This window comes from Nocardioides sp. Root682, from assembly GCF_001427795.1.
Taxonomy (GTDB): Bacteria; Actinomycetota; Actinomycetes; order Propionibacteriales; family Nocardioidaceae; genus Nocardioides.
Genome location: NZ_LMHJ01000003.1, coordinates 624,845 through 650,782, shown reverse-complemented (window position 1 = coordinate 650,782; position 25,938 = coordinate 624,845). Strand labels below are relative to the sequence as shown.

The 25,938-nt window shown below is 69.3% G+C and carries 25 protein-coding genes and 2 tRNA genes; 6 read left to right on the top strand and 21 right to left on the bottom strand.

The genetic code is table 11. The annotated features are described in order from the left end of the window. Nucleotides 1-5 precede the first annotated feature (5 nt). From clpX to lpdA, 13 genes are all read right to left on the bottom strand, one after another. The gene (clpX, locus tag ASD84_RS18410; RefSeq protein WP_056713498.1) at nt 6-1,295 is read right to left on the bottom strand and encodes an ATP-dependent Clp protease ATP-binding subunit ClpX; all 1,290 of its coding nucleotides are present in this window, start codon (nt 1,293-1,295) and stop codon (nt 6-8) included. 113 nt (nt 1,296-1,408) lie between these two features. After that, nucleotides 1,409-2,014, bottom strand: a complete 606-nt coding sequence (locus ASD84_RS18405) for an ATP-dependent Clp protease proteolytic subunit (RefSeq protein WP_056713496.1) — start codon at nt 2,012-2,014, stop codon at nt 1,409-1,411. A 4-nt stretch (nt 2,015-2,018) separates the two neighbouring features. Beyond that, nucleotides 2,019-2,624 (bottom strand): ATP-dependent Clp protease proteolytic subunit, encoded by a 606-nt coding sequence (locus tag ASD84_RS18400; RefSeq protein ID WP_182380865.1) that lies wholly within the window; start codon nt 2,622-2,624, stop codon nt 2,019-2,021. 123 nt (nt 2,625-2,747) lie between these two features. Continuing rightward, nucleotides 2,748-3,218 carry an SRPBCC family protein gene (locus tag ASD84_RS18395; RefSeq protein ID WP_056713491.1) on the bottom strand — a complete coding sequence of 157 codons (471 nt, stop codon included), beginning with the start codon at nt 3,216-3,218 and terminating at the stop codon, nt 2,748-2,750. 14 nt (nt 3,219-3,232) lie between these two features. After that, nucleotides 3,233-4,420, bottom strand: coding sequence for a lipase family alpha/beta hydrolase (locus ASD84_RS18390; protein ID WP_056713490.1), 1,188 nt, complete (start codon nt 4,418-4,420; stop codon nt 3,233-3,235). Between the two features lie 75 nt (nt 4,421-4,495). Then, nucleotides 4,496-5,938, bottom strand: a complete 1,443-nt coding sequence (tig, locus tag ASD84_RS18385) for a trigger factor (RefSeq protein WP_056713488.1) — start codon at nt 5,936-5,938, stop codon at nt 4,496-4,498. A 94-nt stretch (nt 5,939-6,032) separates the two neighbouring features. Continuing rightward, nucleotides 6,033-6,105, bottom strand: a tRNA-Pro gene (locus ASD84_RS18380). Nucleotides 6,106-6,132: 27 nt separating this feature from the next. After that, a tRNA-Gly gene (locus ASD84_RS18375) sits at nt 6,133-6,203 on the bottom strand. Between the two features lie 98 nt (nt 6,204-6,301). Then, on the bottom strand, nt 6,302-7,393 hold the full coding sequence (locus tag ASD84_RS18370; RefSeq protein WP_056713486.1) for a PP2C family protein-serine/threonine phosphatase: 1,092 nt from the start codon (nt 7,391-7,393) through the stop codon (nt 6,302-6,304). Beyond that, nucleotides 7,348-8,202, bottom strand: a complete 855-nt coding sequence (locus tag ASD84_RS18365) for an Fpg/Nei family DNA glycosylase (protein WP_056713485.1) — start codon at nt 8,200-8,202, stop codon at nt 7,348-7,350. Before ASD84_RS18365 ends, ASD84_RS18370 begins: the two co-directional genes overlap by 46 nt. Next, nucleotides 8,195-8,716, bottom strand: coding sequence for a ribose-5-phosphate isomerase (locus tag ASD84_RS18360; protein ID WP_056713483.1), 522 nt, complete (start codon nt 8,714-8,716; stop codon nt 8,195-8,197). Before ASD84_RS18360 ends, ASD84_RS18365 begins: the two co-directional genes overlap by 8 nt. Before the next feature lie 19 nt (nt 8,717-8,735). Next, nucleotides 8,736-10,103, bottom strand: coding sequence for an NAD(P)H-quinone dehydrogenase (locus ASD84_RS18355; RefSeq protein WP_056713481.1), 1,368 nt, complete (start codon nt 10,101-10,103; stop codon nt 8,736-8,738). A gap of 13 nt (nt 10,104-10,116) precedes the next feature. Next, complete coding sequence (gene lpdA, locus ASD84_RS18350) at nt 10,117-11,517, bottom strand: dihydrolipoyl dehydrogenase (RefSeq protein ID WP_056713479.1); 1,401 nt, start codon at nt 11,515-11,517, stop codon at nt 10,117-10,119. 117 nt (nt 11,518-11,634) lie between these two features. Here lpdA and ASD84_RS18345 point away from each other — a divergent pair, with 117 nt between their 5' ends. Genes ASD84_RS18345 through ASD84_RS18330 form a run of 4 tightly spaced genes read left to right on the top strand, consistent with a single transcriptional unit; the run spans nt 11,635 to nt 15,594 of the window. Beyond that, the gene (locus ASD84_RS18345; protein ID WP_056713477.1) at nt 11,635-12,840 is read left to right on the top strand and encodes a S8 family peptidase; all 1,206 of its coding nucleotides are present in this window, start codon (nt 11,635-11,637) and stop codon (nt 12,838-12,840) included. A 52-nt stretch (nt 12,841-12,892) separates the two neighbouring features. Then, nucleotides 12,893-13,345 (top strand): gamma-glutamylcyclotransferase family protein, encoded by a 453-nt coding sequence (locus tag ASD84_RS18340; RefSeq protein ID WP_082573799.1) that lies wholly within the window; start codon nt 12,893-12,895, stop codon nt 13,343-13,345. A 39-nt stretch (nt 13,346-13,384) separates the two neighbouring features. Beyond that, a complete protein-coding gene (locus tag ASD84_RS18335) occupies nt 13,385-14,743 on the top strand; it encodes a YncE family protein (RefSeq protein WP_056713475.1) in 1,359 nt (452 codons plus the stop codon). Nucleotides 14,744-14,760: 17 nt separating this feature from the next. Next, nucleotides 14,761-15,594, top strand: a complete 834-nt coding sequence (locus tag ASD84_RS18330; protein ID WP_056713473.1) for a purine-nucleoside phosphorylase — start codon at nt 14,761-14,763, stop codon at nt 15,592-15,594. A 10-nt stretch (nt 15,595-15,604) separates the two neighbouring features. On the opposite strand, the gene ASD84_RS18325 is transcribed toward ASD84_RS18330, so the two are convergent. Together ASD84_RS18325 and ASD84_RS18320 are read right to left on the bottom strand one after the other, a co-directional pair. Next, nucleotides 15,605-16,420 (bottom strand): ABC transporter permease, encoded by an 816-nt coding sequence (locus tag ASD84_RS18325; protein ID WP_082573797.1) that lies wholly within the window; start codon nt 16,418-16,420, stop codon nt 15,605-15,607. Continuing rightward, a complete protein-coding gene (locus ASD84_RS18320; RefSeq protein WP_056713472.1) occupies nt 16,417-17,433 on the bottom strand; it encodes an ABC transporter ATP-binding protein in 1,017 nt (338 codons plus the stop codon). The genes ASD84_RS18325 and ASD84_RS18320 overlap by 4 nt, the downstream gene beginning before the upstream one ends. 63 nt (nt 17,434-17,496) lie before the next feature. Here ASD84_RS18320 and ASD84_RS18315 point away from each other — a divergent pair, with 63 nt between their 5' ends. Beyond that, a complete protein-coding gene (locus ASD84_RS18315; protein ID WP_235531172.1) occupies nt 17,497-18,456 on the top strand; it encodes a helix-turn-helix transcriptional regulator in 960 nt (319 codons plus the stop codon). Here ASD84_RS18315 and ASD84_RS18310 read toward each other — a convergent pair. Continuing rightward, entirely contained in the window at nt 18,453-18,923 is a 471-nt protein-coding gene (locus tag ASD84_RS18310; protein ID WP_056713468.1) for a cupin domain-containing protein, read from the bottom strand. The genes ASD84_RS18315 and ASD84_RS18310 overlap by 4 nt on opposite strands. A 63-nt stretch (nt 18,924-18,986) precedes the next feature. On the opposite strand from ASD84_RS18310, the gene ASD84_RS18305 reads away from it, so the two are divergent. Next, nucleotides 18,987-19,583, top strand: a complete 597-nt coding sequence (locus tag ASD84_RS18305; protein WP_056714877.1) for a TetR/AcrR family transcriptional regulator — start codon at nt 18,987-18,989, stop codon at nt 19,581-19,583. Here ASD84_RS18305 and ASD84_RS18300 read toward each other — a convergent pair. Genes ASD84_RS18300 through ASD84_RS18280 form a run of 5 tightly spaced genes read right to left on the bottom strand, consistent with a single transcriptional unit; the run spans nt 19,552 to nt 25,828 of the window. Further along, a complete protein-coding gene (locus ASD84_RS18300; protein ID WP_056713466.1) occupies nt 19,552-21,336 on the bottom strand; it encodes an N-acyl-D-amino-acid deacylase family protein in 1,785 nt (594 codons plus the stop codon). The two genes, ASD84_RS18305 and ASD84_RS18300, sit on opposite strands and share 32 nt — an antisense overlap. Next, a complete protein-coding gene (fadD1, locus tag ASD84_RS18295) occupies nt 21,333-22,901 on the bottom strand; it encodes a fatty-acid--CoA ligase FadD1 (protein WP_056713465.1) in 1,569 nt (522 codons plus the stop codon). The genes ASD84_RS18300 and fadD1 overlap by 4 nt, the downstream gene beginning before the upstream one ends. Beyond that, the gene (locus tag ASD84_RS18290) at nt 22,894-23,844 is read right to left on the bottom strand and encodes an alpha/beta hydrolase (protein WP_056713463.1); all 951 of its coding nucleotides are present in this window, start codon (nt 23,842-23,844) and stop codon (nt 22,894-22,896) included. Before ASD84_RS18290 ends, fadD1 begins: the two co-directional genes overlap by 8 nt. Continuing rightward, nucleotides 23,841-24,500, bottom strand: coding sequence for a TetR/AcrR family transcriptional regulator (locus ASD84_RS18285; RefSeq protein WP_056713462.1), 660 nt, complete (start codon nt 24,498-24,500; stop codon nt 23,841-23,843). The genes ASD84_RS18290 and ASD84_RS18285 overlap by 4 nt, the downstream gene beginning before the upstream one ends. Beyond that, entirely contained in the window at nt 24,497-25,828 is a 1,332-nt protein-coding gene (locus ASD84_RS18280; RefSeq protein WP_056713460.1) for a flavin-containing monooxygenase, read from the bottom strand. Before ASD84_RS18280 ends, ASD84_RS18285 begins: the two co-directional genes overlap by 4 nt. Between the last annotated feature and the right edge of the window lie 110 nt (nt 25,829-25,938).

Here is a 25,938-nt window from a genome sequence, read left to right as displayed (position 1 = left end):
GTGGATCAGGCGGACTTCTTCTTCTTGGTCTCGCGCAGGATCAGCGTCGGGGCCACGTCGTTGTCGACGACGTCGCGCGTGATGATGACCTTCTCCACGTCGCCACGGCTCGGGACGTCGTACATCACGTGGAGGAGGACCTCCTCGATGATGGCGCGCAGGCCGCGGGCACCCGTGCCGCGCTCCAGGGCCTTGTCGGCGATCCCCTGGATCGCGTCGTCGGAGAACTCGAGCTCGACGCCGTCGAGGTCGAAGAGCTTCTTGTACTGCTTGGTCAGCGCGTTGCGGGGCTCGGTGAGGATCTGCACGAGGGCTGCCTGGTCCAGCGGGCTGACGCTCGCGATCAGGGGCAACCGGCCGATGAACTCGGGGATCAGGCCGAACTTGGTGAGGTCCTCGGGACGCACCTTGCTGAGCAGGTCGTCAGCGGCACGCTCGGCCTCGCCGCGCGGCTCGGCCGTGAAGCCGAGCGACTTCTTGCCCACCCGCTGCTCGATGATGTGCTCGAGACCGGCGAACGCGCCGCCCACCACGAACAGGATGTTCGTGGTGTCGATCTGGATGAACTCCTGGTGCGGGTGCTTGCGCCCGCCCTGCGGAGGAACCGAGGCGGTGGTGCCCTCGATGATCTTCAGCAGCGCCTGCTGCACGCCCTCACCGGACACGTCGCGCGTGATCGAGGGGTTCTCCGCCTTGCGGGCCACCTTGTCGATCTCATCGATGTAGATGATGCCCGTCTCGGCCTTCTTGACGTCGTAGTCAGCGGCCTGGATCAGCTTCAGCAGGATGTTCTCGACGTCCTCGCCGACGTAGCCGGCCTCGGTCAGCGCCGTGGCGTCCGCGATCGCGAACGGGACGTTGAGCATCCGCGCCAGCGTCTGGGCGAGGTAGGTCTTGCCACAGCCGGTCGGGCCGATCACGAGGATGTTGGACTTCGAGACCTCGACGACCTCGTCCTTGTGCTTGCCCTGGCCACCGGGGCCGACGCCGGGCTGGACGCCCGCCTGGACCCGCTTGTAGTGGTTGTAGACCGCCACCGCGAGGGACTTCTTGGCCTGCTCCTGCCCGATGACGTAGGAGTTCAGGAACTCGAAGATCTCCTTGGGCTTCGGCAGGTCAGCGAGCTCGACCTCGGAGCCCTCGGCGAGCTCCTCCTCGATGATCTCGTTGCACAGGTCGATGCACTCGTCACAGATGTAGACACCCGGACCAGCGATGAGCTTCTTGACCTGCTTCTGGCTCTTTCCGCAGAACGAGCACTTCAACAGGTCGCCACCGTCACCGATGCGTGCCACGGGTCCTCCTCAGATGTGAACTCCCCGACGGTACTCCCTGCCACGCCCCCACGGGGGCGTGACACGGGCTGTACGTCGAACAGGTCATCGGGTCCTACAAGTAGTCAGGTGGATCAGACGAGAACGGGGGTCTTGAGCGACTCAAGAATGGAGTCGATCAAGCCGTACTCGATCGCACCCTGAGCGGTGAGGATCTTGTCGCGCTCGATGTCGCGACTCACCTCTTCCATCGACCGGTTCGAGTGGTCGCTGATCATTTTCTCGAGAAGTTCGCGCATCCGCAGGATCTCGTTGGCCTGGATCTCGATGTCCGAGGTCTGACCGAAGGTGCCCTCGGTGTAGGGCTGGTGGATCAGGATCCGGCTGTTGGGCAGCGCCAGGCGCTTGCCCTTGGCGCCCGAGGCGAGCAGGATCGCCGCCGCCGAGGCTGCCTGGCCGATGCACACGGTCTGCACGTCGGGCTTGATGAACTGGATCGTGTCGTAGATCGCCGTCAGCGCCGTGAACGATCCACCGGGGCTGTTGATGTAGATGCTGATGTCCTGGTCGGGGTTCATCGACTGCAGGCACAGCAGCTGGGCGATGACGGCGTTCGCGACGTCATCGGAGATCGGCGAGCCGAGGTAGATGATCCGGTCCTCGAACAACTTGCCGTAGGGGTCGATGCGACGGAACCCGTAGGAGGTGCGCTCTTCCCACTGGGGGATGTAGTAGTTCATCAGCTCAGTCCTTCTTGTGGGCCGGACGGCCCTCGTCGACGGCTTCCCGGGCGCTCTTGACCACCTTGTCGACCAGGCCGTACTCCTGCGCCTCGGCCGCGGTGAACCAGCGGTCGCGGTCGGCGTCGTTGGTGACCTGCTCGACCGTCTGGCCGGTGTGCTCGGCGATGAGGTCGAGGAGCACCTTCTTGATGTGCAGCGACTGCTGCGCCTGGATCTTGATGTCCGAGGCCGAGCCGCCCATGCCGGAGGACGGCTGGTGCATCATGATCCGCGCGTGCGGGAGGGCGTAGCGCTTGCCCTTCGCGCCGGCGCAGAGCAGGAACTGCCCCATCGAGGCCGCCAGCCCCATGCCGACGGTCGCGACGTCGTTGGGGATGTAGTTCATCGTGTCGTAGATCGCCATGCCGGCGTCCACGGAGCCGCCGGGGCTGTTGATGTGGAGGAAGATGTCCGCTTCGGGATCCTCCGCAGACAGCAGCAGCAGCTGGGCGCAGATCGCGTTGGCGTTCTGGTCGCGCACCTCGGAACCGAGGAACACGATCCGCTCGCGGAGCAACCGGCTGTAGATGTTGTCGTCGAGGAAGCTGATCCCCGCGGCTCCATTCATCTCTGGGCCGTTCATCTGAGGGCCACGCTGGGGGCCACCGGGAAACTGGGTCACGACGGTGACACTAGCCGTCCCGGAGGTCAGAACCACGCGATAACCGCCCCTGTTCGCCGACAGCGGATTTCAGCCTTCGACGGCAGCCTTGAGGCCGGCGACGGTGGTGGCCATGCCGCCCTCGAGCTCGTCGGCGTGTTCGACGCCGCCGCCGAGGAAGGCCGCCGCGAACACCTTGCTCATCAGCGTGTTGCCCTCGGGGACGGGGCGCCGGTGGACCACCTGGGTCCCACCGTCCGCCGGCTCCAGCTCCCAGACCCACTGCGCGCCGCTGGACCTGGTGTCCCACACCAGCCGTCGGCCGGGAACCACGTCGGCCACGACCGACCGGGTCGGCCACACGACACCCTTGCGCCGGTTGATGCCGAGGTACCACTGGCCCGCGCGCAGCCCGCCCCGCTTGAGCGGAATCATCCGCACGGTCTCCGGACTCCACTGCGAGAGCTGCGCGAAGTCGGTGAGCAGGGCCCACACCTGCTCGGTCGGGGCATCGATCAAGGCTTCGGCGCGAAGCTCGCGCGCGGCATCTCCGGTCGTCATGCGGTCATCTTGCCTCAGGCGAGGACCGGCATGCAGAGCCAACGCTCGAGGGCGGTGTGCACCTGGGGGTGGTTGAGCAGGCCGAAGTGGTCGGTGTTCGGCAGGCGCAGCACCTCGGCGCCGGGGAACAGGTTGGTTCCCCTGCGCTTGTCGCGTCCGGTGGCCGAGCTCGGGGTCACCAGCAGGTCGCCGATCGCCCGCGAGACGGGGTGTTGCGGCGTCCTCGCCAGGGTCGCCGACACCAGGCGGTAACGGGCATGGGGCAGCGGCGGGACGTCCTCGGCGAGGCCCTCGATGAGGTCGTGGATCCCGGGCGCCTGACGGTCGATGATCCGCCCGAAGGCGGCCACCTCGGGAGCCCGCGCGAGGGTTCGACTGGCGCGGTCGGCGCTCACGGCGAACCAGGACCCGAGGTGCGGCGTCCCCAGGGTGACCACGTCACTGACCAGGTCGGTCCAGGCAGCCGGAGCGGCACCGTCGGCGACCACAACGGAGGACGCCCGCATGATCAGGCCACCGAGCGAGTGCCCGACCAGCGCGATCCGGGTGACCTCGGTCGGCCACGCGTCGACGAGGCGCTGGACGACCGCGGCGAGCGCGACGCCGTTCTCCCTCAGGGCCAGGCCGGTGTTGGCGCGCAGGTAGACAGGGGTCCATCCCTGTCGGGCCACGGTCTCGCCGTACGTCGTCCCGGTGCGGTCGCGGTGGTGGTTCCAGTACGCCTCGTTCTCGCAGAGGCCGTGCAGGAAGATCACGAGCTGTCCGGTGGCATCGGGGAACGCCGAAGCCACGCCCTCGGGCGTGAGCACGACGTCGCGACCCTCGTGGCGCACCCCCATCTCGATCGCCAGGTGCGGGTGGTCGCGGGTCAGCTCCTCGCCGATCAGCCCGTTGATGGCGGCGCGCACGAAGCGGCCGCGAGGGGTGGCGTCCAGAGCGGGTCCGACACCGGCGTCCCCCAGCTTGCCGAGCCCCTTCGCCGCCCCCTTGAGCGAGAGACCCAGAGAGCCGTAGACCAGCGCCGCAATGCCGGTGTGCAGTGTCTCCACCGGCGCCGCGGCAGATCCGACACCGACGCGAACCAGACCGTGGGCACGACGAGCAATGGCGGTGTGGGTGTCCCGGGCCGTCGCGACCAGGAGATCGTCGACGGTCAACGCCGCCAACGCGAGGGCGTCGACGACGCTCGGTTCCTGCAACATGTGAAAAAGACTACCGCCTTCAGTGCACAGTTGTGCACTGAAGGCGGTAGTGACGTTCGTCCTGCCGCCGGCGGCTCAGGCCTGCGTCGGGTCCACGGCGGGCTCGACCGCGGGGTCCAGGGCGGGCTCAGCGTCCTCGGCGTCGACGACCACGTGGTCGGCGACCATGTCATCGGCGGGCTCGTCCTCACCGATGGTGCCGTCGCCGCGCAGGTTCTTCAGCTCGACCGGGTTGCCCGAGCCGTCGACGACGGTCGCGCCCTCGACGAGCAGCTGCAGCGCCTTGCCGCGGCGGATCTCCTGGACCAGGTCCGGCACGTGGTTGTGCTCGAACATGTGGTTCACGAACTCCTGCGGGTCCTGGCCGGACTGCTGCGCACGACGGATCATGTGCTGGGTGAGCTCGGCCTGGTCGACGCCCAGCTCTTCCTTGTCGGCGATCTCGTCGAGCAGGAACTGGGCCGCCACGGCGTCACGCACGCGTCGGTCGAGGTCCGCCTCGAACTCCTCCTGGGTCTGGCCCTCCTCCTCGAGGTACTTCTCGAGGGTGAGGCCCGACATGACGAGCTGCTGCTCGAGGTTCTCGCGGCGAGCGTTGAGCTCCTCGGTGACCATCGTCTCGGGCAGCGGCACCTCGACCTGCTCGAGCAGCGACTCCAGCACGGCGTCGCGAGCGGCGGCAGCCTGCTCGAGGCGCTTGCCGCGGGTCAGCCGCTCCCGCACGTCCTCGCGGAGCTCGGCGAGCGTGTCGAACTCCGAGGCCTCCTGCGCGAAGTCGTCATCGAGCTCGGGGAGCTCCTGCTCCTGCACGCCGGTGACCTTGACCTTGACCTCGACGTCCTGGCCGACCAGGTCGCCGCTGACGAGCTGGGTGACGAACGTCTTCTCCTCGTCGATGGCCGCACCCTCGAGGGCCTCGTCGAGACCGTCGATCATGCCGCCGTTGCCGACCTTGTAGGAGAAGCCAGCGATCTCGGCGCCGTCGACGACCTCGCCGTCCTGCGTGGCCACGAGGTCGATGACCACGAAGTCGCCCGACTTCGCGGGGCGCTCGACGTCGATCAGGGTCGCGAAGCGCTCACGCAGCGCGTCGACCTGCTCGGTGACGTCGTCGTCGGAGACGGCCAGGTCCTCGACCTTGGCCGACAGGCCGTCGTACGCCGGAAGGGTGATCTCGGGCTTGACGTCGACCTCGGCGGTGAACTCGAGGCCCTCGTTGTCCTCGAACTTCGTGACCTCGATGTCCGGCTGCGCCAGCGGGGTCAGGGAGTTCTCGGTGAGCGCCTCCATGTAGGCCTTCGGGAGCACGTCGTTGACGGCCTCGTCGAGGACGACGGCACGGCCGACCTGGCGGTCGATGACCTGCGGCGGGACCTTGCCACGGCGGAAACCGGGGACGTTGATCTGCTTCGCGATCTTCTGGTACGCCGCGTCGAGGCTCGGCTTGAGCTCCTCGAAGGGCACCTCGACGGTCAGCTTGGCCCGAGTCGGGCTCAAGGTCTCGACGGCGCTCTTCACAGGTGTTCTCCTACGTGTCAGTGGGTGGTGCACGGGCAGGTGCCCGCTGGTGCGATCGGGATGATCAGTCGAGCCAATCAGTCGGGCTAATCAGTCGGGGCGACAGGACTCGAACCTGCGGTCTCCTGCTCCCAAAGCAGGCGCGCTAGCCACTACGCTACGCCCCGTCGGTGGCCCTTCTCGGCCGCACTTCGAGGGGATGACGGGAATCGAACCCGCGTAATCAGTTTGGAAGACTGAGGCACTACCATTGTGCTACATCCCCGCGTGCAGGAGAGCTCCCGCAAGCGGTAGTCATGGTGCCACATTGCCGGGTGCTGACCCCAACCGAGGCGCCCTCGTGGACGTGCTCGACGACCGGACTCAGGGCCGACGGTGGACCACGAGCAGCGCGCGATCGTCGTCGGGGGATCCCACGGCGTCGACCAGACGGTCGGCCAGGCCGTCCCAGGTGTGGCGGAGCAGGCCCTCGGCCGTGCCCATCATCCGGTCGATTCCGAGCTCGATGTCCTTGCGCGGCTCCTCGACCATGCCATCGGTGTAGAGGAGCAGGCTGTCGCCGGGATCGAGGCGACCGGCGTAGCAGTCGTAGTCGACGTCCTCGACGATGCCGAGGACCGGGCCCTCGGCGCGCAGCACCTGCCAGCGCCCCGAGCCGGCGTGGCGCTGGACGGCCGGCGGGTGGCCGGCGCAGCGCAGCTCGAACACACCGGACTCCAGGTCGATGGACACGTGGATCGCGGTGGCGAAGCCCTCCTCCCAGTGACGCTGGAGGAGGTAGTCGTTGGCGGCCGGGAGGAACCGGCCCGGGGGCAGCGCGCCGACCAGGCCACCCATCGCGCCCGACAGCTGGAGCGCGCGGGTGCCGGCCGCCTCGCCCTTGCCGGAGACGTCGACGACGACCAGCTCGATCTGTCCACCGTGCGCACGGGTGGTGGCCACGACGAAGTCACCCGCGAAGGGCGAGCCGCCCGCCGACGACAACGCGGACTGGACCAGCCACCGCGACGGCAGGGTCGGGATCTCGCCCTGGGCGAGGATCCGGTCACGCAGGTCGACCAGCATCGTCTCCCCGCGCGTCGGCCCGACCCCGAGCTGGCTGCGGCGGGCCGAGACGAAGATGACCACCAGAGTGATGCCGAACATGACGACGAGGGCGATCACCATGCGCCCTGTCCACACCTCCTGGAGGGAGGTGGCGGTCGCGAGGGTCAGCAGGATGAAGCCTGCGAACAACGGCAGCACCCGACTGCTCAGCAGCAGGACACCCAGCACCAGCGGCAGGAAGACGGCGTTGATGGGGACGTCCATCGGGCGCCAGGCAACACCCGCGAGAGCGAGCACGGACACCGCCGCGAGCGCGAACCCGATGCCGCCGTCGGACGTTGCCCACCGACGCCCCGCGCCGATCATCGAGCCGCCCGGGAACGGAAGGACGGCTGGCAGTGGGCGCACCAGAACACGTTGCGGCCGGCGAGGACGTCGGTCCGCACCGCGCTGCCGCAGACGTGGCAGGCCTGGCCGGTCCGGCGGTAGACGTAGACCTCGCCACCGTGGTCATCGACCCGTGGCGGACGGCCCATGGCTTCGGGCAGGTGCTCTCCCCGGACGGTGTCGATCCGTCCGGTGACCACACCCTCCTGCATGAGCACGACCAGATCCTCCCAGATCGCTCGCCACTGCGAGACCCGAAGCGTGCGACCGGGGCGCAGCGGATGGATCCGGTGACGGAACAACACCTCGGCGCGGTAGACGTTGCCGACACCGGCGAGGACGGCCTGGTCCATCAGCAGGGTGCCGATCGGCGCCGAGCTGCGACCGATCCGAGCCCACGCGCGGTCCGGGTCGGCATCCGCGCGCAGGGGGTCGGGGCCGATCCGCGCCAGCACGGCGTCACGCTCCTCAGGCGTGACCAGGGCGCAGGTGGTCGCGCCGCGGAGGTCGGCGTACGCCGGCGGCCTGGCCTCCAAGGCTGGGCGGATCAGTCTCATCCGCACCTGACCGATCGGGAGCGGCACCTCTGCTGCGGTGTCGTCCACCTCGAAGGTGCCGTAGAGGCCCAGATGCACCCGGACCAGCCGGTCCGCCTCGAAGCGGATGAACAGCTGCTTGCCCCAGGCGTCGGCATCGAGCAGCCGGCTGCCGTCGATCCGTTCGGCGCCGTCAGCGAAGCGACCCTGCGGGCTGCCCACCCGCACGACGTGTCCGCCGAAGACCTCGGTGATGCGGTCGGCCAGGCGGTGGAGGGTGTGTCCCTCAGGCATCGCCGAGCCCGGGCGCGCCCAGCCCCTGGGCGGACTCGGGCAGCGGCGGCAGCTCGCCGGTCGTCTCGTACGACGCCATCTGGCCGATGCGACGTACGTGCCGCTCGTCGCCGGGGAACGGGGTGGAGAGGAACACCTCGACGAGGCGGGTCATCTCCTCGAGCGTGTGCATCCGGCCGCCGACGGCGACCACCCACGCGTCGTTGTGCTCACGGGCCAGGCTCGCGGTCTCCTCGGACCAGGCGAGGGCCGCGCGAACGCCCTTGACCTTGTTGGCGGCGATCTGCTCGCCGTTGCCCGAGCCGCCGATCACGACGCCGAGGCTGTCGAGGCCGGCGTCGCGGTCGGCGACGACGCCTTCAGCGGCCCGGAGGCAGAAGACGGGGTAGTCGTCCACGGCGTCGTAGACGAACGGGCCGTGATCGACCGGCTCGTAGCCGTGCTCGGTGAGCCAGCCGGTCAGGTGGGACTTGAGCTCGAGGCCGGCATGGTCGCAGCCGAGGTGCACGCGCATGCCCGCATTCTCGCAGGCGTCACGCCCGGTGCAATCGGCGGGCAGCCTCGGCCACGGAGCCGCTGATCGACGGATAGACCGTGAAGGTGTGGGCCAGCTGATCGGCGGTGAGTCGCTCGGTGACGGCCAGTGCAACCGGGTGGATCAGCTCGGACGCCCGGGGGCCGACCACCACACCACCGAGCAGGTTGCGCGAGCCCGGCGCGACGAACAGCTTGACGAAGCCGTCGGTGATGCCCTGCATCTTCGCGCGGGCGTTGGTGGCCAGCGGTTGCATCACGACCTCCGCGAGGACCTCGCCGGCGTCGACCTGCTTCTGCGTGACACCGACCGTCGCGATCTCGGGCGCGGTGAAGACGTTCGAGGACACCACGGAGAGGTCGAGCGGCTGGACCGCGTCGCCGAGGAAGTGGGCCATCGCGATCCGCCCCTGCATGGCGGCAACCGACGCGAGCATGAAGACCCCGGTGCAGTCACCCGCGGCGTAGACACCGCGGGCGGCGGTCCGCGAGACCCGGTCGACCTTGATGAAGCCCCCGTCGTCGAGGATGACCCCGGCCTCCTCCAGACCGAGACCGGCCGTGTTCGGGACCGAGCCGAGCGCGAGGATGCAGTGCGACCCGGTGACCTCTCGCCCGTCCGCGAGCGTGACCGTGACGACATCGCCCGAGCGGGTCACCGACTGCATCCGGGACTGCCCGAGCACCGTCATTCCGCGCCGTGTCGAGACGTCCTCGAGCACCTGGGCTGCGTCGGGGTCCTCCCCCGGAAGGATGCGTTCACGCGAGGAGACCAGGGTGACCGGGATCCCGAGCGCCTGGTACGCGCTGGCGAACTCGGCACCGGTCACGCCGGAACCCACGACGATCATGTGTTCGGGCACGGCGTCGAGGTCGTAGACCTGTTCCCACGTCAGGATGCGTTCACCGTCGGGTTGGGCCGTGGGGAGCACCCGCGGCGCGGCCCCCGTTGCCACCAGGATCGCGCCCGCGTCGTACGACTGCTCAGATCCGTCCTCGAGGGTCGCGATCACGCGGGTGGGGCCGTCGAGCCGACCGCGACCGTGCACCACAGTCACGCCCTCGCGGGCCAGGCGACCCTCGATGTCGGAGGACTGCGCCTGCGCCAGGGCCTTGACCCGCTCGTTGACCCGACGCAGGTCCACCGTCGGGTGGTGGGCCTCGATGCCGAGCTCGCCGGCCTCGATGAAGTCGGTCATCACCTCGGCGGTCGCGATCAGCGTCTTGCTGGGCACGCAGTCGGTGAGCACCGCCGATCCGCCGATGCCGTCGGAGTCGATGACGACGACCTCGGTCCCGAGCTGGGCCGCAACCAGGGCGGACTCGTAGCCGCCAGGGCCTCCACCGACGATCACGACACGCGTCATGGTCTGGTCCGGCTCAGAGGTTGATCATGTGGCCGGCGATCCCGTGGATCGCCTCCTTGACCGCCTCGGTGAGCGTCGGGTGGGCAAAGACGTTGCGGCCGACCTCGTCAGCCGTGAGGTCCCACTTCTGCGCGAGCGTGAGGACCGGCAGCAGCTCGGTGACCTCGGGGCCGATCATGTGGGCGCCGAGGATCTCGTTGTGCTCGGCGTCGGCGACGATCTTGACGAAGCCGACAGCCTCGCCGAGGCCCTGGGCCTTGCCGTTGGCGGAGAAGGGGAAGGTGGCCGTCTTGACGTCGTACCCCTTGTCCTTCGCCTGCTGCTCGCTGTAGCCGAACGAACCGATCTGGGGCTGGCAGTACGTCGCGCGCGGCGTGAAGTCGAACTCGATCGGCATCGTCTCGGCGCCGGCGATCGTCTCGGCGGCAACGATGCCCATGGCCTCGGCGACGTGGGCGAGCATGAACTTGCCGGTCACGTCGCCGATGGCGTAGACGCCGTCGACGTTGGTACGGCCGAAGTCGTCGATCGCGATCGCACCACGCTCGGTGAGCGCGACGCCGGCAGCGTCGAGGCCGTAACCGTCGATGCGGGGCGCGAAGCCGAAGGCGGCGAGGAACTTGCTGGCCTCGATGACCTGCTCGTCCCCACCGGCGGCCGGCGCGATGCGGACCTTGACGCCCGAACCGGTGTCCTCGACGCCCTTGACGGCGGTCGAGGTCAGCACCTTCACGCCGAGCTTCTTGTAGTGGCGGGCGAGCTCCTTGGACACGTCGGCGTCCTCGGTCGGCACCATCCGGTCGAGGAACTCGACGATGGTGACGTCGACACCGAAGTTCTTCAGGATGTAGGCGAACTCGACCCCGATGGCACCCGAGCCGCCGATGACGATCGACTCCGGCAGGTTCTCGTCGAGGATCTGCTCCTCGTAGGTCACGATGTTCTGACCGTTGACCTCGACACCGGGGACCGAGCGGACGGTCGCACCGGTGGCGATGATGATGCTGTCGGCGGTGTACGACGTCGTGGTGCCGTCCTCGGCCTTCACGTCGATGGCCTTCGGGCCGGTGAGCGTGCCCCAGCCGTCGATCTCGGTGATCTTGTTCTTCTTCATCAGGAAGTGGACGCCCTTGACGATCCCGGCGCTCACCTGGCGGGAGCGCGCGTGGGTCGGGCCGTAGGACATCGTCGCGTCACCCTCGATGCCGTACTTGGCCTTCTCGTGGGTCAACGTGTGCGCGAGTCCGGCGTTCTTGAGCAGCGCCTTGGACGGGATGCAGCCGACATTGAGGCAGACACCGCCCCAGTACTTCTTCTCGATGACAGCAACGGACTTGCCGAGCTGAGATGCGCGAATAGCGGCGACGTAGCCCCCGGGGCCGGCACCAAGGACGAGGACATCGAAGTGGGTCACGCGACCAGCCTAGTAGGCAGCCGCTTGTGTCCGTCATCACGTTCAGGGCAGAGTTCCACCTACTCTCCGGTAGGGCGGCATGGGGTCGCTCACCGTCACGCAAGGAGCCGCTCCACCATGTCTCGGATTCTCGGAATCATCGCAGCCTGCGCGCTCGCATTCGCGAGCCTCACGCAGGTCTCGCTCCCCGCAGCACAGGCCGCTCCGGTCAACGCCCGATCGGCGGCCCAGTCGGCCGGCCTGCTCGACGTCATCGTCACCCTGAAGCCCACCGCTGACGCGCAGGCCACGGCCAACGCACTCGTCACGAACAAGGGTGGCCAGGTCACCCACGTCTACCAGCACGTGCTGAACGGCTTCGCCGCCACGCTGACCGACACCCTGCTCACCGTGCTCCGCGGTGACGCCCGGATCCAGGCGATCGAACTGGACCGCACCATGCGGATCAACGACACCCAGACGCCCACCCCGAGCTGGGGCCTGGACCGGGTCGACCAGCGCAACCTGCCGCTCAACAACGCCTACACCTATGCCAGCACGGCCTCGGGCGTGGACGTCTACGTCGTCGACACCGGCATCCTCACCACGCACCCCGACTTCGGCGGCCGCGCGGTCCACGGCACCGACACCATCGACGGTGACAGCAACGCGACCGACTGCAACGGCCACGGCACCCACGTCTCCGGCACCATCGGCGGCAACTCCTACGGTCTCGCGAAGCAGGCGAGGCTGATCGGCGTCCGCGTGCTCGACTGCAACGGTTCCGGCTCCAACTCCGCAGTCATCGGCGGCCTCGACTGGGTCGTCGCCAACCACCAGGCCGGCAAGTCGGCCGTCGCCAACATGAGCCTCGGCGGCGGCGCCTCCACCGCCCTCGACGACGCGGTGCGCCGCGTGATCGCCGATGGAGTGACCATGGCTGTCGCTGCCGGCAACGAGAACAGCGACGCCTGCTCGAAGTCGCCCGCCCGGGTTCCCGAGGCGCTCACCGCCGCTGCCAGCGACATCAACGACGCCCGGGCGAGCTTCTCGAACCGGGGCACGTGCGTCGACCTGTTCGCTCCCGGCGTCAACATCACCTCGGCCTGGCTGGACAACGGCACCAACACGATCAGCGGTACGTCGATGGCCTCCCCGCACGTCGCTGCAGCCGCCGCGCTCTACCTGTCCACCCACCCGGGCGCCTCCCCCGCCACGGTGAACTCGGCGATCGTGGCCGCCACCACGAAGGGCAAGATCACCGGCACCGCGCGCACCTGCGTCCTGCTGATCATCTGCTCGGCGGCCACCCCGGCCAACCACCTGCTCTACACGGGCAGCTGACGCCCTCGCGGCGTACGACGTCACACGCACGCCAGGCACTAGCCTGTCGCCCGTGACGTCGTACGCCGCCTACGGCACCAACCTCGACCCGGCCCGGATGGGCGAGCGGTGCCCCCACTCGCCCCTGCAGACGACCGGGTGGCTCACCGGGTGGCGGCTGACGTTCGGCGGCGAGGAACACGGCTGGGACGGCTCGCTGGCCACGATCGTGCAGGACCCGCTCGAGCAGGTCTTCGTCGCTGTGTACGACGTCAGCCCGCTCGACGAGCCGAACCTCGACCGCTGGGAGTCCGCCGACTCCGGTCTCTACCGCCGCACGAAGGTCCGGATCGCGACCATGGGCGGCGAGGTCGTGGCGTGGACCTACGTCCTGGACGCCTATGAGGGCGGGCTGCCCTCGGCGTCGTACCTCGGCGTGCTCTCGAACGCCGCCGAGGCGGCCGATGCTCCCGCCGACTACGTGAACGCGCTGCGCCGTCGCGCCTGCAGGTCCACCGGCCTCTGAGGGACGTGACCCCGCAGAACGTGAATCGTTGTCACGTTCATGCGCTTGCGAATCGCCGCGGCCGCGGCCGCCGTCACCGGCCTCGTCCTGACCCTCCAGCCGTCGGCACCGGCCACCTCCGCGGATCCCGCGCCCGAGCTGCGTGACGTGATGTGGGTCGGCAACAACTGGGCCGGCACGGCCAGCATCGTCGACGCCCACTCCTTCGACGTGCTCAAGCGCGGGGTCGACCTGGTCCCGGACAAGAAGCAAGAGCTCGCGGACATCTACAAGGACCCGGCCGCGCTGGCCTACTTCCTGGTGATCCGCGTCGGCCCCGGCGAAGGGCACGACCAGTACGTCGACGACATGTTCACCACCCTCGACGGCCGCTACCTGGCGGTGTCCCGGCCGAGCTTCGCCGACGTCGTGTGGATCGACATCGCCAAGGCCACCGCCGGCGACCCGAACTCGATCGTCCGCGAACAGGCCATGGACGGCCACCGCAGCGACCACATGGGCCTGTCTCCCGACGGTCGCCGACTCCTGGTGTCCGACTCGACCTCGCGTCAGGTCATCGAGTACTCGATGGTGAACGAGACGCTTCCCGGCGGCGCCCAGGTCTCGATGGGTGACCGGACCCGCACCTTCGCCTCCGGCGAGACGCCGCACGAGAGCAACTACACCGAGGACGGCGAGCGGATCTTCCACGCCTCGATCGGTCTGGTCTACACCCCCGGCGACATTCCGCTGCTGGACGGGCTCAAGGGCGACCGCTGGTTCCAGGTCGTGCGCAATTCCGACTTCGCCATCGAGCAGCGCTGGGGCATCGGGCGCGAGCTCGCCGAGGCCGGCTACCCGCGGATGAGCAGCGCCGTCCGGCCGATGGCCCTGTCCCCCGACGAGCGGTTCGTCTACTTCCAGGTGTCCTTCTTCCACGGGTTCGTGGAGTTCGACACCCAGGCTCCCGACCTCAACGGCAAGGTCGACTACACCCTCGGCGGGATTCCCGAGCCGCGCACCGGCGCCATCACGCGCGTGGTGCCGTTGCCGAACCTGGTGCCGAACATGCTGCGGGAGCAGTACGTCAACGACTCCGCCCACCACGGCCTGTCCATGAACGACGCCGGCACGAAGCTGTGCGTCGCCGGCACGATGGACGACTACGCGGCGCTGGTCGACCGGAGCACCGGGCACTACCAGCTCTTCAACGAGAAGACGACCGGTCACGCGTACCTCAAGCCCTACTGGACGACCGAGGGCCTCAGCGACACCTGCTGGATCTCCCTGTCGGGCAGCGACGCGGTCGCCGTGCTCGACCCCAGCACCGGTGAGGAGCTGGCCTACCTCGCCGTCGGCGACCACCCGCAGCGGGTCCGTCACGGCTACGTCCCCGAGCTCCTCGCCGCCACTTGGTGACGGACTAGAGTCGCGTCGTGACCGAGTCGACCTCGCCGTACGTCCTGGCCGATGCGGCCGCCGCCCGCCTCTCCGAGCTGACGGGCGTGGGCCGTCACGACGTCGCCCTCGTGCTCGGCTCGGGCTGGTTGCCTGCCGCCGATGCCCTCGACGGGTCCGGCGGCGCGAACACCACCGAGATCGACGTGACCGACCTGCCCGGCTTCGCGGCCTCGGCTGTCGTGGGTCACTCCGGCAAGATCCGCTCGATCCGGGTGCCCGGCGTCGACGGCGGTGTCGACCAGCACCTCCTCGTCTTCCTCAGCCGCACCCACTACTACGAGGGCCGTGGTGTCGCGGCGGTCGTGCACGGCGTGCGTACGGCGGCCGCGGCCGGATGCCGCGCGATCGTGCTCACCAACGGCTGCGGCGGGCTCAAGCCGACCTGGACGCCCGGCACACCCGTGCTGATCAGTGACCACATCAACCTGACCGGCCAGTCCCCCATCGTCGGGGCCAACTTCGTCGACCTCACCGACCTCTACTCCAGCCGGCTGCGCGAGATGTGCCGCGAGATCGAGCCGTCACTCGACGAGGGCGTCTACGTCCAGTTCCCCGGCCCGCACTACGAGACCCCGGCGGAGGTCCGGATGGCCGGCGTCATCGGCGGCCACCTCGTCGGCATGAGCACGACGCTCGAGGCCATCGCCGCCCGCGAGGCCGGCATGGAGATCCTCGGCATCAGCCTGGTCACCAACCTCGCCGCCGGCATGAGCGGCGAGCCGCTCAACCACGCCGAGGTGCTCGAAGCCGGACGCGCAGCAGCCACCCGGATGGGCGACCTGCTCACCCGGGTGGTGCCGCGCATCTGACGCTCGGGCTCTAGCTCGCCCGGTTCATCGTCCGTACGCCGACCCACAGGCCGAACGCGGCGACCAGGACCGAGGCGCCGAAGCCAGCGGCCAGGGTGTCGACGGGGAACGAGCCGGCGAACAGGTGCCGTTCGGCGTCGACGACGTACTTCATCGGGTTGAGGTCGGAGGCCGTCTTCAGCCAGCCGGGCGCTCCGTCGATCGGCAGCAGGACGCCGCTGAGCAGGAGCAACGGGAAGATCGCCGTCTGCTGCACGGTCCAGAACACCCACGCCTGCTCCTTGGCCGCGATGGCCAGGGCCAGGCTCAGCGCGCCGAGACCGACGCTGAACGGCACGAGCACCGCGACGCCCGTGAGGACTCCCAGCAGGTGCAGGTCGAAGCTGAACGGCGTCACCACCGCCACGATGATCACCGTCTGCAGGACCAGCGGCACCATCTCGCGCAGTGCCTTGCCGACCATGAGTGCCGATCGTCGTACCGGCGAGACGAGGAGGCGCTCGAACGAGCCGCTGATGATCTCCTCGCTCAGGTTGGCGCCGGTGAACGACGCACTCATCAGCGCGGTCATCGCGACGATGCCGGGGACGAACCACTGCAACGCGGACCCGTCGCCGGTGTCGGGGAGCAGGGGCGCGAACAGGCCCAGGAACACCAGCGGCTGCACCATGGCGAACAGGACCGAGGCCGGCTGGCGCAACACGGGCTGCAGCTCGCGGACGAGCACGTTGACGATGTCGGCGACCAGGCCGACCGGCTCCGCCTTGACGGGAGTACGACGAACGGCGGGCGCCGTGGCCGTGGGGGTCTCGATGTCGATGGTCATGCTGCCGCTCCTTCGGTGGTGGCGGTCTCGTTCTGGGACTCACGCAGGCTGCGGCCGGTGAGGTTGAGGAAGACGTCGTCGAGAGTCGGGCCCGCGACCTCGAGGCGGCTGACGGGCGTGCCGGCTGCGGCGAGGTCGGCCACCAGGCCGGGCGCCGCGTCACGGCCGTAGGCGGCACGCACGGCGACGTGGGTGCCGTTGACCGTGATCTGGGCTCCAGCGATGCGATCGGCGCGCTCGGCCGCTGCTCGCGCGGCGTGTGCGTCGGCGAACTCCATCGACACGAGGTCGCCGAGCGCGGACTTGAGGCGCGCCGCGGTGTCGTCGGCGATCACCTCGCCGTGGTCGATGACGACGACCCGGCCGGCGAGCGCGTCGGCCTCCTCGAGGTAGTGCGTCGTCAGCACGATCGTGGTGCCGAGGTCGGCGTTGAGGCGTCGTACCTGCTCCTGGAGGTTGGCCCGGTTCTGCGGGTCCAGACCCGTGGAGGGCTCGTCGAGGAACAGGATCGGCGGCTCCTGGACGAGGCCGATGGCCACGTCGAGCCGGCGCCGCTGGCCCCCGGAGAGCTGGGCGACCGGGCGGTCGGCATGCTCGGTCAGGTCGAACGCCTCGAGCAGCTCCTCGGTACGGACCCGGGCGTCGCGCCGCGAGAGACCGTGGGCGCGCGCCTGGCACATCACCTCGTCACGGCCGCGGAACTGGTGGCCCGCGGCATTGCCCTGGCCGACGTACCCGATCGAACGACGTACGGCGGCGCGGTCACGGACGACGTCGAAGCCGGCCACCTCGGCCGTGCCCTCCGTCGGTGCGATCAGGGTCGTCAGCATGCGCAGCGTCGTGGACTTGCCGGCGCCGTTGGGACCGAGGAACGCGACCAGCTCGCCGGCCGCGACCTCCAGGTCGAGGCCGCGCACGGCCTCGATCGTCTCCTTGCCTCGGGTGAAGTGGCGGGTGAGTCCGACGGTGCGGATCACCGGGCCACTGCTCTTCGTGTTCTGGTTGATCTCCATGAGGACAACGCTAGGAAGCCTTTAGGTCAGTTTCTGTCCTGAATGCGAACTAGTCTGGAGAACATGAGTACGAGCGCCCGGATGCTCCGCCTGCTGTCCCTGCTCCAGACCCACCGGTTCTGGGCCGGGGGCGACCTCGCCGACCGGCTGGAGGTCAGCGAGCGGACCGTGCGGCGCGATGTCGAGCGCCTGCGCGACCTCGGGTACGACGTCGACGCGGTGCGTGGCGTGGCCGGCGGCTACCAGCTGCGGGCCGGCGGCAGCATGGCGCCGCTGCTGCTCGAGGACGACGAAGCAGTCGCCATCGCGGTCGGCCTGCGCGCCGCGGCCGGCGGCGGCGTACCCGGCTTCGAGGACACCGCCGTCCAGGCGCTGACCAAGGTGATCGGGCTGATGCCGCCCCGACTGCGGCGCCGCATGGACGCCCTCAAGACGCAGACCGATGCCCTGCCCTGGTCGGGCGGGCCGACGCTCGACGCCGAGGTGTTGACCACGCTCGCCCAGGCCTGCCGCGACGACGAGGCGGTGTCCTTCGACTACGTCGCGGCCGACGGAGCCGCGACCACGCGTCGGGTCGAGCCGCACCGGATGGTCAACATCGGGCGCCGGTGGTACCTCGTCGCGTACGACCGGGACCGCCACGACTGGCGGTCCTTCCGCATCGACCGGATCGCGGGTACGCCGACCACGACCGGGCAACGCTTCGCACCCCGCGAGGTGCCGGGTGGCGACGCGGCCGCGTTCGTCAGCAACGGCCTGCGCAGCCGGCCCCAACGCCACCAGGTGCGGGTCCGGATGGTCGCGCCGGCCGCCGACGTCGAGGCCTACATGGGCAGGTGGGGAACGGTCGAGGCGACCGGGGACTCCTGCGTGATGACGCTCAACACCGACAGCCTCGACTGGCCGGTGATGATCCTCGCGAGCTTCGACTGCGACTTCACCGTGGAGGAGCCCGTAGAGCTCATCGAGGTGATCGCGCGGGTGGGTCGCCGGTTCACCGGCGACCAGTCAGCACGTCGTTAGAAGGGCGGAGGTCCAACGATCTCGATGCCGCCGTTCTCCTCGGCGCTCCTCGCGATCCGGGTGAAGTCCACGATGCACGCCGATCCCTCGAAGGGTTCGCTGGCGCCCAGGTAGAAGGGCTCGCACTCGCACGTGGGCTGGATGCCGAGCACCTTGGCCGTCCCGCTCGTGACGAGGAATGCGTGCGGCACCCCCGGGGGCACCATCACGAAGTCACCAGCGCCGAGCTCGTGCTCGTCGTCGTTGATGCGGTACCGAATCTGTCCGTCGAGCACCCACATCGATTCCGAGACCGGGTGGGTGTGGACCGGCGTCCACTTGCCCTCGACCATGTCGATCTCGATCAGGCTGATCTCCTCGTCGGCACTGCCGAGCTTCCAGGTGAAGACCCCACCGCCGAAGAACCATCGCTTCTCGCCCTCGCCTGCCCGTCGGATCACCGGCGCGAGCGTCGTCTTCTCAGTCATCTGACACTCCGAATCGTTCGTGAGACTAGCGTCTCGTAATGAGATTGACATATCATGAAGCCCATGTCAACGGACTACCTCGATTCGGGTCGCGCCCAGCAGAAGCAACGCACCCGCGACCAGCTGATCGCCGCAGCGCGCGAGCTGATCAGCTCGGGCGAAACGCCCCGTGTCGAGGAGGTCGCCAAGGCCGCCGGGATCTCCCGCCCCACCGCCTACCGCTACTTCGCGTCCCAGGCCGAGCTTCTCGCTGCTGCGTTCCCGGAGACGGCGACCACCTCCGCCCTTCCCGACCCGCCTCCGGAAGCCGTCGACGATCGCGTGGCCGCCGTTGCTGCGTTCGTCATCGGTCGCGTCCAGGACACCGAACCACAGCAGCGCGCGATGCTTCGCCTCTCGCTGGGAGAGGTGCCGCACGAGCTGCCGCTGCGCCAAGGCCGCGTCATCCCGTGGTTCGTCGAAGCGCTCGAGCCCCTGGAGGAATCGATCGGCGAGGAGAGCGTGCACCGGCTCGCGCTCGCACTCCGCGCCGCATGCGGCATCGAGACCCGGGTCTGGCTCAGCGATGTGGCCGGGCTCGCCCCCGCGGACGTCAGCGCCCTCCAGCAGTGGATGGTGGATGCCCTCGTCAAGCAGGCCTTCGAAACTCCCCCGCCCTGACAGGCCCCGCACCCGCACGCAGGAACTCGCCCGTTCGACGCACCCCGACCGTCTCGCCGAGAGCACCCGCCGCGAACACCTCCGTGCCACCCACGAGCACGGAGACGACCGTGTCGTCGTTGCGGTTGACCATCCGTGACAGCCCACCGAATGCGGGGATCGGGTCCTCGGCGTACGCATCCAGCGAGTCGTCGAGGCGCGAGGGATCGATGACCACCAGGTCGGCCCGGTCCCCTACACGCAGGTGGCCGGCGTCGACGTCGTACCACTCGGCGAGCTCGCCGGTGAGGCGGTGGACGGCGTGCTCGACGGTCATGAACGGGCGGCCTGCCTGCTCGGCGTCACGCACGCGCCGCAACAGGCGGAGCCCGAAGTTGTAGAACGCCATGTTGCGGAGGTGAGCGCCGGCGTCGGAGAAGCCGAGCTGGATGCCCGGGTCCGCCGCGAGCACGTCGAGCACCGCGGGGCGGTGGTTGGAGATCGTCGTACGCCAGCGGACCTTGTCGCCGTGCTCGACGACCAGGTCCAGGAACGCGTCGACCGGGTGGACTCCCCCGCGATCGACACCGACCTGGCCGAAGGTCTTGCCGATCACCGACGCATCCGGGCACTCGGTGATGTCGGCGTCGAAGAAGTCGCGGTGCCACACCCGCGGCCCGTACTTCATGCCGTACTCCTTGCGGAAGGCACGGCGGTAGTCCTCGTCGACCAGCAACGCACGCTGCGCGTCGACCTGGTCCGAGAGGTGCAGCGCCGCCGCGCCCGAGCCGAACTCCTCGAACACCACCAACGCGATGCCGTCGGCGTAGACCTCGAACGGCACAGGCAGGTGCTGGAACCGGAAGTTGCCGCCGAACCGGTTCACCCACCGGGCGATCAACGGGAACAGGTGCGCGACCAGCGGGATGGCCTTGATGTCGGCTGCCGACAGCAGGCTGACCTTGAGTGCCGGCTTGCGACCCCAGCCGCAGCTGCTGAACGCCATCGTCACGAGGCTCTGCGGCTTCGCCACGTCCGGTCCGCCCTGCAGCGCGCGGCCCCTGGCACGCAGCACCTTGTTGAGGCGGCGCCGCTCCTTGCGTCGTGCGTACGTCGACGGGAGGGTGCGCGAGCGACACACCTCGCCGTCCAGCTTGTCGAACATGAGCTGCTGCGAGGACATCCCGACGAAGCCGGCATCGAGCGCGTCGACGAGGTCGGCCTCCATCTGCGCCAGCTCTGTCGCGGTCGGCTTCACCGCGGCGTCGGTCGACCGCTCGAGGCCCATCCGGGCCGCCCGGATGTCGGAGTGCCCGATGAAGGCGGCGATGTTCGGCCCGAGGGGCAGGGTCTCCAGCGCAGCGACGTACTCGCCTGCCGTCGTCCACGTCTTGACCTCGTCCAGCGCCCCGACGACGTAGGGACGCGGGATCGCCTCGACGCGACCGAACAGGTCGCCGGCGTCGGACGGGTTCGCGTGGATCGTCGACAACGAGCACGAGCCCAGCAGGATCGTCGTGACGCCGTGGCGCAGCGACTCGACGAGCGCCGGCTGCACGAGCACCTCGACGTCGTAGTGCGTGTGGATGTCGACCATGCCCGGGATCACCCAGTGGCCAGCGGCGTCGATGACGCGCGGACAGCCCGTCTCGTCGAGAGAAGTCTCGCTGACCGACGCCACCCGGCCGTCCCGGATGCCGAGGTTGCGGACGGCCGAGGCAGCGCCCGTCCCGTCGAACCAGCGGCCGTTCTTCACGATCACGTCGAAGCTCATCGGTAGGTCCTGTCTCTCTCGCCGCGTGCCCACACCGGGTCCTCCGTGGCCACACCCTCGACCCGGAGCTCCCGCTTGAGGACCTTGTTGGTGGCGGTGCTGGGCAGCGCCTCCGCGATCCGTACGTACCGCGGCCACGCCTTCGGTGACAGGTCCGGCTGTGCGTGCAGGAACTCCCCGAAGTCTTCCGGCGTGAGTACGGCGCCCTGCCGCAGCACCAGCGCGCTCATCACCTGGTCGCCCACCCGGTCGTCGGCGACCGCGTACACCGCTGCCTGCGAGATCGCCTCATTGCGCAGCAGCAGCTGCTCCAGGGGCGCGGCTGCGAGGTTCTCGCCGTCGACCCGCAGCCAGTCGTCGGTCCGGCCGGCGAGGAAGACGAATCCGTCGGCGTCGCGGTAGCCCAGGTCACCGGACCAGTACATGCCGCCGTCGAGCCGCTCCGCCGTCGCCCGCTCGTCGTTGTAGTAGCCCGCGAAGAAGCCGGCGCCCTGCGTGTTCACCAGCTCGCCGACCGCCTCGTCGAGGTTGACGACCCGGCCACTCGCGTCCCTGACCGCGCGAGGACATTCCGTCCCGGTCGCGCGGTCGTAGACCGCGACGCCCTCGAACGGGACGCCGATCGATCCCGGCGGCGTGTCCTCGGTCCGGGTGATGATGATCGCCGTCTCGGTCGACCCGAACCCGTCCCAGACCGAGCAGCCGAACCGCTCGGCGAACTCGACGATGTCGCGGTCGGACGCCTCGTTGCCGAAGGCGAACCGGAGCGGGTTGTCGGCATCGTCGGGCCGCGCCGGCGTCGCGAGGACGTAGGCGAGCGGCTTCCCGACGTAGTTGAGGTACGTCGCCCCGTGGCGCCGGATGTCGTCGAGGAAGCTGCTCGCAGAGAAGGTCGCCAGGGCCAGCGCGGCACCGGAGGCGGCACTCACCGCGAACCCCGACATCACCGCATTGCTGTGGAACAGCGGCATCGAGCAGTAGACGACGTCGTCGGTCCCGAGCTCGTACTTCTCGGCGAGGACAGATCCCGCCATCACCACCATGAAGTGGGCGACGCGCACGGCCTTGGGATCACCGCTGGTGCCCGAGGTGAAGATCAGCATGAACGTGTCCATGGTCTCCACCGGCGGGAAGCCGTCGGTCGAGGTCGGAGCGGCGGCCACGCGGGCGGCCCAGTCCGGCGCATCGGTGTCGACGACGGTCGCGCCCCCGAGGTCGAGGCCGTCGAGGAGGGGCAGGTGCTCCTTGTCGGTGAGCACCACCTGGCAGTCCGCGCGACGGACGTCCGCGGCCAACGCCGCGCCACGACGGGTGACGTTGAGGCCGACGGTGACGTGGCCGCCGATCGCGCCCGCGGCAATGGCCAGTCCCATCTCCGGCGCGTTCGGCAGGAGTACGCCGACGTGGAACGGCCGCACGGGATCAGCCATGTTGCGCAGCACATGGGCGCGGGCGGCGGCTTCGGCGAGGTAGGCGCGCCAGGTCCAGGTGCGGTCGTCGTACCGCAGGGCGACGGAGTCGCGATCGGCGTGCTGGAGCAGGAGTGCGCGAACGGTGTCAGACACGGACAGCCTCCGCCTCGTGGACCTCGGCGACGTCGGCCAGGCCCAGGTGGCGCTTCAGGAAGTGGAGGGCGTGCCGCACGGCCGGCTCGTGGAAGGCCTTGCCCGGGAACAGGTCGAAGTGGTCGCCCGGGTAGTGACGGACCTCGGCCCGGCCACTGAAGGCGGCCTTCATCGCGGCGTGGAGCGGGGCGCTCCGGTCGAAGTCGGCCACCTGGACCAGCCACGGGACCGACAGCTCCGCGGCCGCCTTCGCCGGGGCGCGGCCGCCGAGCTCCATCACGACGTCCGCTGCGACCTCGTTGCGCCAGGTCGGGCCGGCGATCGAGTGGTAGTCCTCGTAGGCGCCGGAGAGGGTCAGCGCGCCGACCTCGCCGGGCATCGCCACCACCGGGATCATCGACGGCCCCCGACCTGCCTTGCGACGCAGGGCGCTGACCGCCCCACGACCCGTCGAGGCCAGCAACTGACCGGGGCTGTGGTGCTGCAGTGCGAGCCGCCCCGCGGCCACACCGTCGACCATCGGGACCGCCGAGATCACGGCAACGACGTCGGCCCGCTGCGCAGCGACCGACACGACGTGTCCACCGCCGAGCGAGATGCCCCACAGCACGACTCGCGTCGGGTCGACGCCCTCGAGCCGCTTGGCCGCGTCGATGGCGGCATGCAGGTCGGCCACCTGACCCTCCAGCGACACGACCTGGCGCGGGTCGCCGTCGCTGGCCCCGAAGCCGCGGTAGTCGAACGTGACTGCGTGGACGCCGGCTGCCGCGAAGGCCTCGGCGAACGGCGCCAGGCCGGAGTCCTGCGTGCCCGCGAGGCCGTGGGCGAGGACGACGACCGGAGCCTTGGTTTCGAGGCTCGCTGGCGCTCGCACCTCAACCAGCGCCGGGAAGTGGGTGGCGGCGCAACGCACGCCGGAGGAGGTGAAGCTGAAGTTCGTCACGAGGTGCTCCCGTAGATGCCTTGGATCCAGAGGTGGGTGATGGCGTCGATGTGCTGCTCCCGGCCGGGGCCGGTGCCGCGGGCATGGCGCTCGATCGAGTGGTCGTTCAGGTCGAGGAGCACGGCGGCCAGGGTCGCGGCGTCGGGGCCGTCGACGGCGTGCCCGCTGGCCCGCTCGCGGCGGATCATCTCCGCGACCATGCCGGCGAACTCGGCCCGCCCCGCGTCCCAGAGCTCCTGCACGGACGGGCTGCTGGCCCGGGCCTCGAGCAGTGCCCGGTAGGTGTGCGGGGTCCGGTCCACCGAGTCGAACAGCGAGGCCAGGACGTTGCGGACTCGTTCCCGTGGCTCGCCCTCCGCCTTGACCAGGAGGTCAGTGGCTTCCGACGCGTCGTCGTACAGCTCTGCCATCAGGGCGAGCACCGCGACGGCCTTGCTCTCGAAGTAGAAGTAGAACGCCGAACGGGTCACGCCGGCGCGGCGCGAGATCTCGGCGACGTTGACCTGTTCGAGGCTCTGCTCGCGCAGCAGCTCGTCGAAGGCCTCGAGCAGGGCCGCGCGGCGCAGGTCACCGCGGTTGACGCTGCGCCGGTCGACCATCCGCGCCCAGCTGCGCTCCTCGCTGCCGGGTCCGGCGGAATCCGTGGGGTCGGTCATCGCGCCACTCCTGCACGCACGCCACCGGCGGGGATCTCCTTGACCCGGATGTCGTGCTCGTAGAGGAAGAAGTCGAGCTGCTGCGTGTGCCGTGGCCGCTGCACCATGTGCGCGGTGTACTTCTGCGTGTCCTCGTCGATGACCCGCTCCATCTCGGCCTCCGACGGCGGCTCGTAGCGACCCGCCAGCCAGGCCGCCACCAGGCGGGTCTGGCACTCGACGAACGGGAACAGGGTCGGCGTGGACTGCGCGAAGCCGATGAAGGCGAGGTCCTCGATGCCCGGCTTGAAGATCCGCTTGTAGAGCCGGATGTGGTTCTCCGGCGCGCTGAGGAACTCGGGGTCGAAGAACGGGAAGGTGATGTTGTAGCCGGTCGCGTGGATGACGACGTCGAAGTCGGCCGAGGTGCCGTCGGCGAAATGCACGGTCTGCCCGTCGAAGCGCTCGATGTCGCCCTTGGCACTCAGGTCTCCCGAGCCGAGCCGCAGCGGCAGCTCCACCGACTGGGTCGGGTGCGCCTCGAAGAACTTGTGGTTGGGGGTCGGCAGGCCGTAGTCCTCGGGCCGGCCGGCGGTCATCGGCTGCATGATCTGGACGAACTTGCGCTGCCAGGCGTACGGGATGTGGGGCGAGGTCCTGTAGTACTTGTCCGCCGGCTTGCCCGCGAAGTACTTCGGCACGATCCACGCACTCGACCGCGTCGAGATCATCACCTCGTTGTCCAGCGTCTTGCTCGACAGCTCCACAGCGATGTCGGCTGCGCTGTTGCCCAGCCCGATGATCAGGATCCGCTTCCCCTTGAGGTCGTACGGCGTGCTCGGGTCGATGTACGCGTGGGAGTGCATCGTCGTACCGGTGAACTCGCCGGGCTTCTCGGCGAAACGAGGGTCCCAGTGGTGCCCGTTGGCCACGAGCAGGACGTCGAAGTGGCGGGTGCCGGTGCGCTCGGTGTCGAGCTCCCAGCCGCCGCCGTCCTCGGCGGGCAGGCGACGCGCAGACAGCACGCCGTTCTGGAACTCAATGTGGCGGCGCAGGTCGAACGCGTCGGTGTAGCTGTCGAGGTAGTCCTTGACCTGCGTGTGGTGCGGGAAGTCGGGGTACTCGTCGGGCATCGGGAAGTCCTTGAAGGACAGCTGGTGCTTCGAGGTGTCGATGTGCAGCGACTTGTAGGCGCTGCTGTGGCCGTTCGGGTTGCCGAAGGCCCAGTTGCCACCGACCCGGTCCGAGGACTCGAAGGTCGCGAACTCGATCCCGTAGTCGGCGAGCATCTTGCTCATCGTCAGGCCGCTGATGCCGGCCCCGATCACGGCGACGGTCGAACCACGCATGCGTTTCTCCTGAACGGTCAGTCTCTGCTTGACAACTTCGGGTGACGGGCGTCACGTTAGGACCAGCAGTTGACACGTGTCAACTGCAACAGACGAATGTCAGGAGACAG